The 15068-nt window shown below is 36.0% G+C and carries 7 protein-coding genes; all 7 read right to left on the bottom strand.

Annotated elements, in window-relative coordinates:
* Positions 1–7: 7 nt before the first annotated feature.
* The 7 genes from ABD859_RS00075 to ABD859_RS00045 all read right to left on the bottom strand — a co-directional run bounded on the left by ABD859_RS00075 (position 8) and on the right by ABD859_RS00045 (position 15042).
* The gene (locus ABD859_RS00075) at positions 8–3016 is read right to left on the bottom strand and encodes a SusC/RagA family TonB-linked outer membrane protein (RefSeq protein WP_345138559.1); all 3009 of its coding nucleotides are present in this window, start codon (positions 3014–3016) and stop codon (positions 8–10) included.
* Positions 3017–3498: 482 nt separating this feature from the next.
* Complete coding sequence (locus ABD859_RS00070) at positions 3499–5442, bottom strand: glycoside hydrolase family 97 protein (RefSeq protein WP_345138557.1); 1944 nt, start codon at positions 5440–5442, stop codon at positions 3499–3501.
* 32 nt (positions 5443–5474) lie between these two features.
* Entirely contained in the window at positions 5475–7040 is a 1566-nt protein-coding gene (locus ABD859_RS00065) for a glycoside hydrolase family 43 protein (RefSeq protein ID WP_345138554.1), read from the bottom strand.
* A gap of 25 nt (positions 7041–7065) precedes the next feature.
* A complete protein-coding gene (locus ABD859_RS00060; protein ID WP_345138552.1) occupies positions 7066–9342 on the bottom strand; it encodes a glycoside hydrolase family 127 protein in 2277 nt (758 codons plus the stop codon).
* A gap of 35 nt (positions 9343–9377) precedes the next feature.
* A complete protein-coding gene (locus ABD859_RS00055; RefSeq protein WP_345138550.1) occupies positions 9378–11906 on the bottom strand; it encodes a glycosyl hydrolase 115 family protein in 2529 nt (842 codons plus the stop codon).
* Positions 11907–12093: 187 nt separating this feature from the next.
* Complete coding sequence (locus tag ABD859_RS00050) at positions 12094–13776, bottom strand: sialate O-acetylesterase (RefSeq protein WP_345138547.1); 1683 nt, start codon at positions 13774–13776, stop codon at positions 12094–12096.
* A 45-nt stretch (positions 13777–13821) separates the two neighbouring features.
* A complete protein-coding gene (locus ABD859_RS00045) occupies positions 13822–15042 on the bottom strand; it encodes an SGNH/GDSL hydrolase family protein (protein ID WP_345138544.1) in 1221 nt (406 codons plus the stop codon).
* Positions 15043–15068: the final 26 nt, after the last annotated feature.

Raw genomic sequence — 15068 nt, 5'->3', positions numbered from 1 at the left:
ATATAAATTAAAATGTAACATCAAGTCCAAAAATGATAGATTTTGGCTGTGGATATCTTCCTAAATCAATACCGGCAGAATTAGCATTGGCATCCGCACGTGCAATTTCAGGATCTAAACCGCTGTAATTTGTAATTGTTATTAGGTTTTGTCCGCTTAGGTAGAAACGTACTTTTGAAAAATAGGCTTTGAATGCATCTCCTGATAATGTATATCCTAATGCAATATTTTTTAATCTGGTATACGAACCGTCTTCAATATAGCGCTGGTTTGCCGAAGACCAGTTTATGTCTGCACCCTGAGCTCTAGGCAGTGTTGCTGACGGATTGGTAACTTGGCCATTAACCACAATGGCTCTGTCCAGAACGTCTGTACTGGCATTAAACAAACGGTTCATTCCTTTTAAATCAAAAGTATTGGCGTTGTAAATATCATTTCCCTGAACTCCTGATATAAAGCAGTTAAAATCGAAGTTTTTATAAGCTGCGTTAAGGTTTAAACCATACGTAAAATCAGGGTATGGATTACCGATATTGGTTTTATCATTTGCATTGATAATTTTATTTCCGTCGCGATCTACAATTTTAATATCCCCCGGCTTGATTGCCGTTTGACCCGGGCCAAAAACCGCATCTACTTCTGCCTGATTTTGATAAATTCCATTAGTCTGATAACCGTAGAAATAAAATAAAGGCTGCCCTACTTCAAGTCTTGAAAAGTTTTCTAAACCCGCTCTTGGTACAGGACCTCCTAATACACTGGTTACACCCGGTGCTAAACTCACTACTTCATTTTTGCTTGTTCCTAAATTTGCCACCGCAGACCAGGTAAAATCTCCTTTTCTGTCATTATAACCCAATGATATTTCATAACCGCTTACTTTTACGTCGGCAATGTTTTGAATTTGAGTTCCTCCGCCCGCAGATCCAACAGAAGCAGGTAGCGGTACTGCAAAAAGAATATCGCTGCTCTTGTTATTGAAATACTCAAAAGATCCTGTTATTTTTTCATCAAAAAAACCAAAATCCAAACCTATGTTTCTATCCAGTTTTGATTCCCATTTTAAATTTGGGTTTGGTGCAACTCCAAGCGAAACACCAGGTGCATTACCGCCTCCAATTGGGTAATTGTAATTCGCAATTAAAGTAGCGCTGTATTGGTAATTATCAATTCTGTCGTTTCCTGTTGTCCCCGTACTGGCTCTTAGTTTTAAGGTGCTGAAAACAGAATTCTCCATAAAACTTTCTTTGGCAATATTCCACCCAAGAGCAACAGAATAGAAATTTCCCCAGCGGTTGTTCGATCCAAAACGAGATGATGCATCCCTGCGTCCTGAAACAGCAAGCAGATATTTATCGTTGTAATCGTAATTGATACGGGCGATGTAACCAATATTTTTTTCCTCATAATTAGCCGAACTTAAATTTCCTTCATTGTAACGAAGCTGATCGATTTCGTCTGAAATATTATAACGGCTTCCTGCCACTAAATTTTGTGATTTTCCATCGATTCTTGTAATTACACCTAATACTTCAAAATTATGTTTTCCGGCAATTGTTGTTTTATAAGTCAAACTATTATCAAAAACAATGGTTTGCCCTTGACCATTGGTTTCAGCTGTGGTAGAAAATGCTTGTTTGTGGTAAGAACCGTCCTGAAAACTTGGAACAAAAGTGTGGTCTTTGCCCGTGTAATAATCTAACGAAACCTGAGATCTGAATTTTAAGCCTTTGTAGATTTCAATTTCGGCAAAGATATTTCCAATTATAGATAAATTATTGATTTTCTGATACCCTAAATTAGCTACACGAACAGGGTTTTCGGCATCATTTCCGTCAATGGCACTTGGCCCTTGATAACCTCCTAAATTCTGATCATTATAAATTGGAAAATACGGTGCCATTTTTATAGCGTGCTCTAATAATGTTCTTCCTCCCGCACTGCGCTCAGGATTAATGGTACTGAAAGAAACTCCAATATTACTTCCAACTTTAAGTTTTCCGATATCCTGTGTATTATTGGCTCTGAATGAATAACGCTCAAAACCAGTATTAATAACGGCTCCAACTTGTTTTAAATATTCTGCAGAATAGCGGCTTGTAGATGTTTCTGTTCCGTTTGAAAAGCTCAGCGCATAATCCTGCATTAAACCCGTTTGAAAAATCTGATCCTGCCAATTGGTAGTAATATTTCCAAATTCTGCCGCTCTTGCCGTTAAATCACTTCCCATATCCTTAGCATACTGAAGATACTGCTGTGTATTTAAAACATTGTATCTTTTTGTGATTTCCTGCCCGCCTATGTACGTGCTGAATGTAAGCTGTCCCGGACCTTTTTTACCTTTTTTTGTAGTAACTACAATAACTCCGTTAAAAGCTTTTGAACCGTATAAAGCAGTTGTCGAAGCATCTTTTAAAACCGAAATACTTTCGATATCATTTGGACTCAAACCAGAAAGATTTCCCGTTAAAACTCCGTCAATAACATACAGCGGCGCACTGTTTCCCATTGTGGCTAAACCACGAATAGTAACCGTTGGGTTTGTTCCCGGCGCACCGTTAACAACCGTTACCCCGGCTGCACGACCTTGCAAAGCCGACTCTGCATTGGTAATGGGCACTGCTGCAATATCTTTTGAACTTACAGTAGAAATTGCTCCTGTTACTTTGGCTCTTTTTTGAGTTCCATAAGCCACTACAACTTCATTTAAATTTTGAGTAGAAAGTACTAACGTAACATTAATTGAACTTCTTTGTCCAGGCGTAATAGTCTGCGAAATTAAACCTACATATGAAAAAGTAATTTTATCTGTGGGATTAACTCCTTGTAAAGAATATTTACCATCAAAATCAGTAGAGGCACTATTTTGTGTGCCTTCGACAATAACACTCGCACCAGGCAGCGGAAATCCTGACGGATCTGTAACAACACCCTGAATTGTTTTGGTTTGTGCGATTAAATGCTGACCGCCCGTTATGAGCAGCCCAATAAGTGCAATTTTAATTTTTAACATCATACTAAAGTGGTTTTTTGTTTGGTTAAATTGTTTGCTTAATAGAAACAAATATAAAAAAACAAACATAAAAACAATCGGTTGTTTTACAATTTAATTAAATTATTAATAAAAATATGTCGTTATAAAAACATTAAATTTAATTTAATTTAAAATATATTGTCAATATTTCAATTTAACAATATTTAACAGTAAAAAACATAATGAATTAATAGTCATTTTGACCATTTGATAAAAATTAAATAAAATATTACATTTTTAAATATTTAAAGTAAAATCTTATTTTAAAAACCTAAAAGTAAGTTTTTAATTATAAAAATAAGTATTAAAATAGCTCCTATGAAACTTAACCTACGCGAATAGGAAATAAAATTAGCCTAAGCTAATCAAAATTTAGTTTGCAATCGGTTGTTAAAATGAGTTTTAAAAACATTTTTTCCTATTTTTAGTCCTAAAGAAACTAGAAAAGATATTTTATATCATAATTAATTTTGGAGAAGTATCCCACCATTATACGGAATTTCAATAGTGATTTTTTTGTCTTTATTTACCTGGATTTCACTTACTTTTCCGTTAAGCTGATCATCGTCTGTATAACTTTTAATTTTTGATCCAGTATCAAACATTTCAAGTTTTAGCTGTAGTTTTATTTTTTTCTTTTCAGCATTTACGCCCGCGATGTACCATTTATTGCCGCTTCGGCGTGCCAGCACAATATACTTTCCTGGATAACCGTCTAAAAATCGAATTTCGTCCCAAGTTGTCGGAACTTCCTTCATGAAATTTACAGCCCATTCTGGAGCATCGTTTAAATTGTTTGGAGCCAAAGCAAAATGCTGTACACCACTTTGAAATAATACCGCTGTCGCTAAAGCAAAAACATCCGAAGTCATTCTTTTAGAACCTTTGTCAGGTGTGTTGTCACTGTTGTAAAATTTATTTAACGCGCTTCCGCCAAAATCCATGCTTCCAACTGTATTTCTAATAAAAGGATGTATTGAAGCATTAATTGATTCATTATTACAGCTTTCTTGTCCAAAATGTAAATTCTCGCTGGCTAAAACAGCTTCTGCCGAGGCAAAATTGGGATACATACGCTCCCAGCCTCTTGGTAAAGTACAGCCGTGAAAAATAACCATGATTCCAAAATCGTTGGCATCTGTTAAGATATCTTCATAGAGTTTCATCATAACTTGTTTATCTCCGCCAAAAAAATCTACTTTAATTCCTTTAATGCCATTACTTTTCATCCAAGCCATCTCTTTACGACGGATTGCAGTATTATCCATTAATCCTCTCGGACCTTGGGGCGCATCGTTCCAATATCCGTTTGAATTGTACCATAAATATAAGTCCACGTCTTTTGACGCTCCATATTTCGCTAATTCTTCAATTTTGTCGCGGCCAATTTGAGTGTCCCACAAAGCATCAACCAAAACAGTTTCATAACCCATTTCTGCACTGAAATCGATATACTGTTTTTGCACTGGAAAAGTGGTGTTATTGTCCATTTTTATAATCCAGCTCCAAGTTCCTTTTGTGTATTGATATTCTTTAGAAGATTCGTATTTTGGTTTTACAACATCAAACGGAATCGTAGTTTCTACAATTGGCGCAAGTGTTTCGCCCACAGTAATCGTTCGCCAAGGAGTTTCGCCGTCAAGCGGAATTCCGGGTGCCGTTGTACCATTGCCGTTATTTTCTTCCTGCATAGGAAAACCAATTGTGTACAAACCTTTTTGACCGCCCATTAATCGGCTGGCACAATAACCGCCGTCTACTCCTGTTTCAGAAATTAAAACCCAGCCGTTTGTTTTTACTTTAAACAGGCACGGAAAAGTATAACCGTATCCCAAACCATTTTTACCAACCTCATCATCAAGTGTGTATGAAGTTTCGTAACTTGGTGCAGTTCGGGCGAATCCTGTCATAGGTTTGCTTTGCGGACAAAGAAATGTGGTTGTTCCTTCTGGCAGTAAAAAACCTGAAGCTTCTTCCTGAACAACACAAGAACGGGATTCTTTCTGTGGATAAACTTTGTATTTAAATGCCAGATTGTTATTGCTTACTCTAAAAATAATATCGATCGCAGCTCTTCCTTCTTTCGTAAAAGAAAAAACAGCTTCATTTGCAGTATAATGAACTGTACTTTTTTTGATATTTTTTAATTGATAAGTTTCATCAATTTTATTTTGTTTGATATTGTTTTCTAAAACCAATCCGGCAGAAAAATCGCCAACACTCGTTTTTAATCCAAGCGGTGATTTTTCTATAAAAGTTTTATCGTTATATGAAACACTGTAAGCAGGTTTTCCATTTTCAACAGACAAGAAAACCTTAAGTTTATCGTCTGGACTTTTTACAATTGATTGTGCATTTAGATTAAAAAAACTCAGCACACATAAACAGATAACGTATTTAAAACTCATAACAGATTGATTATTAAATTGCATTTTATTCTTTATTGAACATTGATTTTATCGCTCAGATGAAAATAGTCAAAATCGACGAAACCTCCTGTATTTTGTGTTGCATAATTAAACAAACCAAATCGGTAGCCCATAAAATGAGGCAGTGTATACGGCATCTTTATAGGTTTTCCAATACTGATCCATTCTTTTCCGTTTAAGCTGTAATAAAACCTGCCCGTATCAGCTTTGTCTTTAAAATCGCATTCGGCTTTAAAATATATTTTGTTTTGATGCAAGGGCACACTTTCAATTTCTTTTGGATTTCCTTTTTCGGCATCAATCATTACGATTTTCTTCATACCGTTTTCAACTTTCACGGCTATCAAACCAAAGTCTTTCTGCAATAACGAAAGTCCTGCCATATCGCCTTCTTTCATATTAGAAAGTTCGAGCATAGTACTTCCCGAACATTGCGGGCCAAAGGTTCTTTGAGTTAATGTATTTTTTGCCTGAACAAAACTGCTGTCTATTCTTGCCGTTTTCAATCTTAAATAGCCTTTCCTTTCGCTGACAGACCAAAGTGAGTTATCTGGGTTATGATTCCACTGCCAAACCAATGGAAGATCGTTTTCTCCTTTTTTACGGGTAAAATAATCCGAATTTACAATTCCGGGAATAAGACTTTTATTGGCAGACAAATTAAGGTTTTCCGGCACTTTACCGTTTTCACCTAAAACCGGCCAGTCATTTTCCCATTTTACAGGAACTAGATACGGAATACGACCTACACCGCCGGCATCTCGAAATAAATATGAAAACCATTTTCCGTCTGGCGTATCGATAAGTCCGCCTTGCGCAACGCCCAAATCCTGCAAACCTATTTTTCCTTCCCAAGGTCCAGAAATAGCGTCGGCTTTGTGAATAATCACTGTGCGCATACCGTCTTTTGGCCAGCAGATATTAAACAAATAATATTTTCCGTTAATTTTAAAAAGCTGTGAACCTTCAGACGGAAGCATAATATTGTCTCCAGCGGGAATATTGGCATTTTCGATCAAAACTCTTTTTGTTTCTTCTTTTACTGCCGAAAGATCTTTTTCTAATTCTATGATATAAATTTTACCGCTTCCCCAGACCAAATAATTTTTTCCATCATCATCAAACAAAAGCGAATGATCGTGATACGAATGATTTAAAACAGTTCTTTTCCATGGTCCTTTTTCAATGTTTTTTGTAGAAAAAATATACGTTTTACCCGTCGTTCCCGAAAAAGTGCTCACATAATAAATGCCATTATGAAAACGCAGACTGCTCGCCCAAGAACCTCTTCCATAATCATTTTTGCCGTTATCAAGATTTAATTTATCATCTTTATCTTCAAGTGTTTCATAGGCATAATTAACGAGTTTCCAATTTATCAAATCATTCGATTTCATAATTGGAACACCAGGATTCATGTGCATCGTTGTACTGCTCATATAATACGCATCCTGAACGCGAATTATCGATAAATCAGGAACATCGGCATAAATGACAGGATTATGTGCTTTGCCCGTTTGAGCCTTAACGGTTATAACAACTAATAAAATGGTGCATAAAAAATATCTTGTTTTCATCTTAGTCTTTATTTTAAAATAGACTTTAATCTTTCACAATTCGTAATTGATAAAATCTCGGACTTACGCTTCCGTCTTTTGACAGGATTTTGATGTTTACAACTTCCAGATTTTCTATTTTTATTTTGATGGTTTTATTTTCTGTAGAAATTTCGGCAGGTTTTTCATTTATCAAAATTGTAAAATTGTCTTTCAAGTCATCTAAAACATTCACATATAAAAACTGGCCCTGCTTGTTTTTATTCAGCATTTGATAAGAAATGTACGAACGGGTATTTCTCCAGAATTTTCCATCATCATAACCCGAATTGCTTTTTTCACCTTTATACAAATGATCTACTTCCGGCTGTTGTTCGCCGCAATTTATTTTATCAATGGTTTTATTCTCTAAAGCCAAAGCTTCTATTTCCTGTTGTTTTAACAAGGCTTGTTTTTCTTTGTATTCTTCTTTTGAATAGGTTTGAAAATACATTTGATAACGGGCATCGTGCACTTCAAAAAAAGGCTGTAACTGCAGTGAATCAAGGCTGAATCTCATATCTCCCATTGGCTTAAGTCTTGAAACATAACTTTCCTTTTCTCCTACCAATGCGTATGCTTTATCGAGCGATATAAACTTTCCTTTTGCCACGTGTCCCATTCGGCTGTCATCAGCAAATAAACCATCTAAATCTTGTGTCGATGTTTTGGCCGCTAAAACTATTGGCCCGTCAACAAACGCGCTCCAATTGGAACCATCAGGCAATGCTTCTAAATGAACTGATGTATTAAATATGATTGAAATTTTATCTCCCGATTTCCATTTTCTGGAAACTGAAACATACGCAGAAGGTTGCGATGTGATTTTTTGCTCTTTTCCATTTACCAAAATTTTAAAGTTTTCTGCCCATTTTGGATAACGGATATTTAAAGCAAAAGTTTGGGCTTTTTGAAGTTTAAGAACGATTACTGAACTGTTTTCATAAGGAAACTTCGTTGTCTGCTCTAATTCAATTCCTTTTTCTTTCCATTTTAAAACAGAAGGTATAAACAGGTTCACAAAAACAGCATTACCAGAATGGCTGTAAATTAGTTCGCCGTATTTCGAATGATTTTCTAATCCCGAACCTACACAGCACCACATACTTGTATCGGGTTGTGAATACACACGATAATGATTGGGGCGAATAGGCGTAAAATAAACAAACCCTGCTTTTTCCGGATGCTGGCTGGAAAGAATATGATTGTAAAGTGTACGCTCATAAAAATCAAGATAACTTACATCATTTTTATCCAGAAACAACGCTTTTGTGAGGCGTTCCATATTATAGGAATTACAGGTTTCTGGCCCTTGATTGGATCGTAACATTCCGTCAAAATCATCAATTGGATTAAAATGCTCTGCAACACTATTACCCCCAAAAGCGGTGCTGCGTTTTTGAGTAACATTGTTCCAAAAAAATTCTACACCATCCGACCATTCTTTGTTTTTAGTTAAAACAGCAATTTTTTCAAAACCAATAACTTTTGGAATCTGTGTATTGGCATGCAGTCCTGTAAGTTTGTCTTCTTTTTGCAGCAACGGATTTAAAAAAGCTTTGTGCGATAATCGTTCGGCAGTTTCAAGATATTTTTTATCATGGGTTATTGTGTACAAATCTGCAAAAGATTCATTGATACCGCCGTGTTCTGTGTTTAAAATTTTCTGGATTTGTTCATCAGAAAGCGGGCGAATTAATTCGATAAACCAATCTCCTAATTTTATTAGAATATCTTTTGCTTTTTCATTACCTGTATAACGATATGCATCGTTTAAACCCGCAAAAAGTTTGTGAATGTTGTAAATTGGAACCCAGGTATTATTTAATCCGAAACTGCTTCCGTCAATATCTCCTTTATGAATTCGATCCCAAAAAACTTTTCCCTGCGGAATCCCGCCCACGTAACCATTACCGTTTTTTTCCTGACAAATGGCCAGTTGAGAAAGCATATAATCTAACCTGTTTTTAAGCTCCGAATTTCCTGTAGAAGCATACATCATTGATAAGGCCGAAAGATAATGCCCGGCAATATGTCCGTCGAGTCCAATATTTTCCCAATTGCCATATCGATTTGCTTTTCTTGGAAGACCGGCATCTAATAAATACGGAGCCAGCAATTTATTTGGTTTTAATGCCAAAATATACATAAGATCAATATCCTGAGCTTTTTTAAACGGACTTTCTTTTAACCTTACTTCGTCCAGACTGAAAAGTTCCATTTGAGCTTTGGCACCAAAAGCAGTTAAAAATATAAAGAAACAGTAGACGATTTTATTTTTCATTTTAAAGCAATATTATTAGTAATGAAAAGACCTTTTTATTCTGCGGTCATTTTACTTTCTGGAGCTCCAAGATAAGAAAATTTTAAGCCGCCGGTATCAATTAAAATCTTCTGTAATACAATTCCCGGATCTAAAACACGAAAACGAAGTGTATGTTTTCCTGCTTTTAAAGTTGTATGTTTTGTGGCAGAATGAATCATGTGTTCTGCCTGCCATTTTCCTAATTCGCCGCGGTAATGCCCGTTAAAATTTACTTGCTGCGGTTTTTCTCCATCAAAGGAAATTTCGTAACGAAGTCCTTTGTTGCTGTTAAAATTAAGCGTTGGAGCCAAAAGAAGTTCAACATTGAATTGACCTGTTGAAGTAAAATTAACTTCGTATTGTACAAAAACATTTTCTTCTGAAGATGGATAACTATTTTGCGGAAATGTGGTAATACCGCTTAACGTTTTTCCGAAATCTGGAATTACTTCCCAATGTGTTTTTTTTGAATTATTCGCTTTTGAAAAATGCTGTGCTTCTATCGATATATAACCGTCTTTTTCCTGAAAAACTTTCGGGCTAATATTTTCTTTTTCTGAAAGATAAGTTACCTCTGGCAGAATGTTTTTTGGCGTGTCGTGCCAGGCTTTATAACCTATACGCATTTGGTCCATCATATGTGTCCATTTTCCTCCTGAAATTTCGTTATTGTATTTATTTTGAAGGATCGAATCACGCTCAAAATTCTTTTTTACCTCAGCTGCATAATAATTGGCAAGGCTGTTTTTTTCTTCTGCGAGTTTTTTATTTTTTGCCTGTGCAAAATACATTTCATACAGATTACAGCAAGCATCTATTGGATATAAAACCAGCTGAAAATAAGCATCTTTATATTCGGCAGGAAGTTCATTATAAACACGGTACGCATCGAGCGCTAAATTTTTGTAGTCGTTAACAACGGTTTGAAATTCGTTATAATTTTCTAAACTATACGTTTTGCTGTCGAGCATTTCGGGTGTAACACGACGATTGAATTTTGGATACGTATTTAACAATCTGGCAATTTCTTCGGCATGTTTTTCTCCAAACTGATCTGCTGCCCATTTCTGGGTAAATTCAAAAAGGTTTTGTGAATTAAACTGCTTCGGATTCCAAGCCATATCGAGAAAGAAACTGATCGGAAATTCCATTGGTTTTAAATCGCCGACATTTACAATCCAGATTTTATCGACTCCGTGTTCGTAACTTAAATTCATTTGTTCCCAAACCCTTTGTATCGGACTTATATTAATCCATTTTGAGTTTCTTGGACCGCCGACATAATCAAAATGATAATACATACCGTAACCGCCTTTGTGTAAAGGTTTTGTTAGATCTGGCAGTTTACGCACATTTCCCCAGTTGTCGTCGCAAAACAAAAGAATTACGTCCTCTGGAACACGCATTCCCTGATCGTAATAATCCTGAACTTCTTTGTACAAAGCCCAGACTTGTGGTGTTTTATTGGCACTTTTTCCTGTTTCTTTTTCTATAATTCGGCGTTGTTCTTTTACAATATTTTCGAGCAGGCTTATATTGGTGCCTTCGCTCATAGCTTCGTCACCGTCTCCGCGCATGGCTATTGTGACTATCTTTTCCCAATTTTTACTGCGCTGGATTCCTGTTTTCCAAAATTCATCTAAAACAGTTTTGTTTTTAGAATAATCCCAAACGTTTGGAAGGTTATTTTTTTTGATATAGCGTCGCCAATCTGTTTGTGCCAAAGCCATAGGCTCATGATGTGAAGTTCCCATTACGATTCCCATTTCATTTGCCAGCGGACCGCTTGCAGCGTCATCATCATAAAAGGCATTTCCCCACATGGCTGGCCACATATAATTGGCTTTTAAACGAAGCATTAATTCAAAAACTTTTTCGTAAAACTGACTGTTAAAACCTCCAAATGCGGCTTTTGCCCAACCGCTTAATGCAGGCGCTTCATCGTTAAGAAAAATTCCTCTGTATTTTACAGCTGGTTCTCCATCAGTATAAATTCCTTTTACGAAATAAATAGTCTCTTTCTGTTTTACGGGAACATCAGCCCAGTAATACCAAGGCGAAACGCCAATTTGTTTCGATAATTCGTAAATTCCGTAAATCGTGCCACGTTTATCGCTTCCCGCAATGACAAGTGCTTCTTCAATTCCTTTAAACGGATTTTTAACGTGTTGTATAATGAATTTTTCATTTTTGCCTTTGAGTTCTTTTCCATCGATTTTCTTTTGTTTTACTAAATCATCAATGATCGAATTAGAGCCCATCATTCCGATAATAATCAATGGAGAACCTGTGTTTGGATTTTCATTTAAAACAACGGGACGATCTCCAGTAACTTTTTCAAAATCAGATTGGAGATTATTTACGGCACGCAGAATTCCAGCATCTAATCCTTTGTTTACAAAAAAGGAAAGTGACTGTGATTTCTCTTTTAAAACCATTACGTTTTCTGTTTTTACAGTAGTTATAAAAGGTTGCGATGCTTTTGAAACATTATGCAAAAGAGCAATAATTACAAAGAAGATAAATTTGAAATAGCTATTCATTGTCTTTATTTTATCTATTAGTTATTGATTTGTTTTAAATCAATTTCTTGAATTGCCTCCAGCTTCAGCTGGAGGTCAAAAGTTGAATTGAAGATGAGGCTTTAGCCAAAAATGTATTAGGCTAAAGCCAATTACAGACTCATTCATTAATTAACCTCCAGCTAAAGCTGGAGGCAATTCATATAATTTAGTTTAAATCTGCTGTTTCTAAAACTGTGTATTTTGAAAAAACAGATTGATCTACAGGTTTAAATAAAAACTGAGAAAACATATATAAACCATTTTTCCAGACTTTAAAATCATGAACTCCAGGTTCGATGTAATAAATATGAGGCACATTATTTTTTAACAAATAATCGTGAGTGCGTTTACTGTTTTCGATAAGCCAGTCTTTATCACCACAAGAAATCCAAAGGAGTTTTAATTTCTTTTTTGCTTCTTCGGGATTGGGAATTAACTCGTGAGGTATTTTGGTATTAGGTGCCGATGAAAATCCACCAACCCAGGCAAACTGGTTTAAATTTCCTAAACCAAAATTTAAAGACTGCCCGCCTCCCATTGACAAACCAGCGATGGCTCTATGTTCGCGGTCTTTCAGAACCGGATATTTTTTTTCTATAAACGGAATTAAATCATGCAGTAAATCTTTTTCGAAGTTGGCAAATGCCTGTACTTTATCTGCTGCCATTATGTCTCCAGAAGCGCTGTCGTCTTTCATGGCTCTTCCGTTTGGCATGACCACAATCATAGGTTCAATTTTTCCTTCAGAATAAAGATTATCTAATATTATCTGCGGATTTCCTCCGTTGAGCCATTCTTTTTCATCGCCGCCTATTCCGTGAAGAAGATATAAAACAGGATATTTTTTCTTTTTATTAAATCCTGGCGGTGTATAAATGGTCACTTTTCTGGTTGTGCCAACTGTTTTTGAATCGTAAGTTATGGTTTCAACTTTTCCAGCCGGCACGTTTGGATTTAAAACATCAAATCCTAAAGGCGCCTGAACGATAAAAGGTTCACTGCTATTAGTTGCTTTATAACCTAATAAACTTAACATTTGATCGGCATAACGTTTTCCTAATTCTTTGTAACCTTCTGTATTAAAATGTAAAAAATCAGAAGCAACAGCACAGCCTTTTGAAGAAATAACATAAGCCGTTGGAATTGTTTTTGGCAGTACAGCAATAATTTTATTCATGCTTGCACATTTTCCGTTTTGTTCTTCGTGAACGGTTTCGCCAGAAAGCAAAGGCACTTTTCTAGGATCTAAGTTGAGATCTTTCAGTAAATTATCATATACAATTTTGACTTTTTTCGGCCAAAGTGTATCGCCTGTATTCGATTCTCCCTGATGCAGTAAGATTCCTTTTATGACACCTGTTTTTTGTGCAATTTTTGCCATTTCAACCAGTCTTGCATACGGACTTCCGTTGTATTCTTTTATCATTCCTTTCATCCAATCTGGTGCAGTGGCAGTGTAACTTTCGGTTTTTTCAGGATCAAAAAGTTCAATTTTACAACCTCCAACGGCAACATTTACAACACCGACTTTTATATTTTTTGGAAGATTAGCGACCATCGTTCTTCCGAAATTATCGGTAAGAGTAAATCCTGTTTTACAACGGCATAATGGCGGAATAGCGGTGTACCATTTGCCCATTTCACGCCCTAAATCGGGACAGTTTACAGCTTCTAAAACCTGAAAACGAGGATCGACACCTAGTTTATCCTGAGGTTCTAAAGGCGCCGCTCCTTCCATATTGGACTGTCCAAAACTGAGATAAACATGAAAATTGGGATCTTGAGAATACGCATTCTGTACTATGAAAAAAACAATTGTAAATGCAAAGACTCTAATTAGTAATTTCATGATTGTGATTTAATTAGTTGAAAGAGCGAACTCTTTTTAATGTTATTATTGAAATAAATTTAAATCTACTGCTTCGCCCATTCGCTTGTAGCCCAGTTCATTTGGATGCAGAAAATCATTATCATGCATATTGGACAAGATTGTTTTTGAACCATTTTCGGATTCCATTTCTTTGTCAAAATCTATTACAGCATCAAAACTGCCATTTCTGATCCATGCATTTACAATATCTCTGGCTTCCTGCTTAAACGGGGCATCATAAAATGATTTTTGAAAAGGCAGAATCGTACAGCCATACACTTTGATTCCTTTGGCATGTGCTTTATCGATCATAATTTTATAAGCATCTATAATTTCCTGTGCTTTTGCAACCGCATCTTCGGCACGTTTAATACCGCCAATGTCATTTATACCCTCTAAAATTACAAGCCATTTTGTTCCAGACTGCGAAAGTACATCGCGGTCAAAACGATCGAGTGCTGTCGGACCAAGTCCGCCTTTTACTACACAGTTTCCTCCGATTCCTAAATTCAGCACGCCAATGTGCTCTGTGTTTTTATTAGCTGCTAATCTTGCGGCTAAAATATCTGTCCATCTGTTTTGTTTGTTGGTTCCCGAACCTCTTCCGTCTGTAATCGAATTACCTAAACAAACAATATTTGAAGCCTTTTTTGAAGTAATAACATCTAATCCCATTATGGTGTACCAGTGATCTGTTTTTACAGCCTCAGAAAACATTTCATCTTTTTGATGATCGCCTTGCAATATATAAGATGTTGTCCGCGAACCGGGATGACCTGAGATAAGTTTAGGCGCTTTTTCGTAATGAATAGTTACTGCTAAAAGCTGTCCGGCATAAAGCGGAAAATTAAAAACATCTGAGTATATTTCTTTTTCAGGTTCGATTGTTACAGCAGGATTTCCGTTAAAAGAAAGCATTTGCTGTGTTTTGATATCAATCGCTGGTGCTTCTACAACATTGGCAATACTTACCGATTTTATCGTCAGATCTTCATTGGTAAAAAGATTTGAAAAACGAAACCGCAGCTGATTTCCTCCAATAGAAACTTTAATAATCTGTCTTAACGTATTGCCACTCAAACCGGGTTCTGGAGGCATATTATGAGGTTCGACCTGCATTTGCGCACATGCCCAAGTTCCTGTCCAATTTTGATTTTTAACTTTGGCTGTCTGGTTTGATTTACAGCCTGCAATGAAAATGAGAAGGATAAAAAATAAGATATTTTTGCAATGTTTTTTCTTCATGTTTCTTTATTTCAAAAGTTAAATGA

The sequence above is a fragment of the Flavobacterium ginsengiterrae genome (genome assembly GCF_039539785.1).
Classification (GTDB): domain Bacteria; phylum Bacteroidota; class Bacteroidia; order Flavobacteriales; family Flavobacteriaceae; genus Flavobacterium; species Flavobacterium ginsengiterrae.
This window is presented reverse-complemented; position numbering and strand designations above follow the sequence as displayed.

Excerpts from the sequence above, each read along its gene's own strand:
- ABD859_RS00045 (WP_345138544.1), bottom strand. The coding sequence starts at position 15,042 with ATGAAGAAAAAACATTGCAAAAATATCTTATTTTTTATCCTTCTCATT.
- ABD859_RS00065 (WP_345138554.1), bottom strand. The coding sequence starts at position 7,040 with ATGAAAACAAGATATTTTTTATGCACCATTTTATTAGTTGTTATAACC.
- ABD859_RS00070 (WP_345138557.1), bottom strand. The coding sequence starts at position 5,442 with ATGAGTTTTAAATACGTTATCTGTTTATGTGTGCTGAGTTTTTTTAAT.
- ABD859_RS00060 (WP_345138552.1), bottom strand. The coding sequence starts at position 9,342 with ATGAAAAATAAAATCGTCTACTGTTTCTTTATATTTTTAACTGCTTTT.
- ABD859_RS00055 (WP_345138550.1), bottom strand. The coding sequence starts at position 11,906 with ATGAATAGCTATTTCAAATTTATCTTCTTTGTAATTATTGCTCTTTTG.
- ABD859_RS00075 (WP_345138559.1), bottom strand. The coding sequence starts at position 3,016 with ATGATGTTAAAAATTAAAATTGCACTTATTGGGCTGCTCATAACGGGC.
- ABD859_RS00050 (WP_345138547.1), bottom strand. The coding sequence starts at position 13,776 with ATGAAATTACTAATTAGAGTCTTTGCATTTACAATTGTTTTTTTCATA.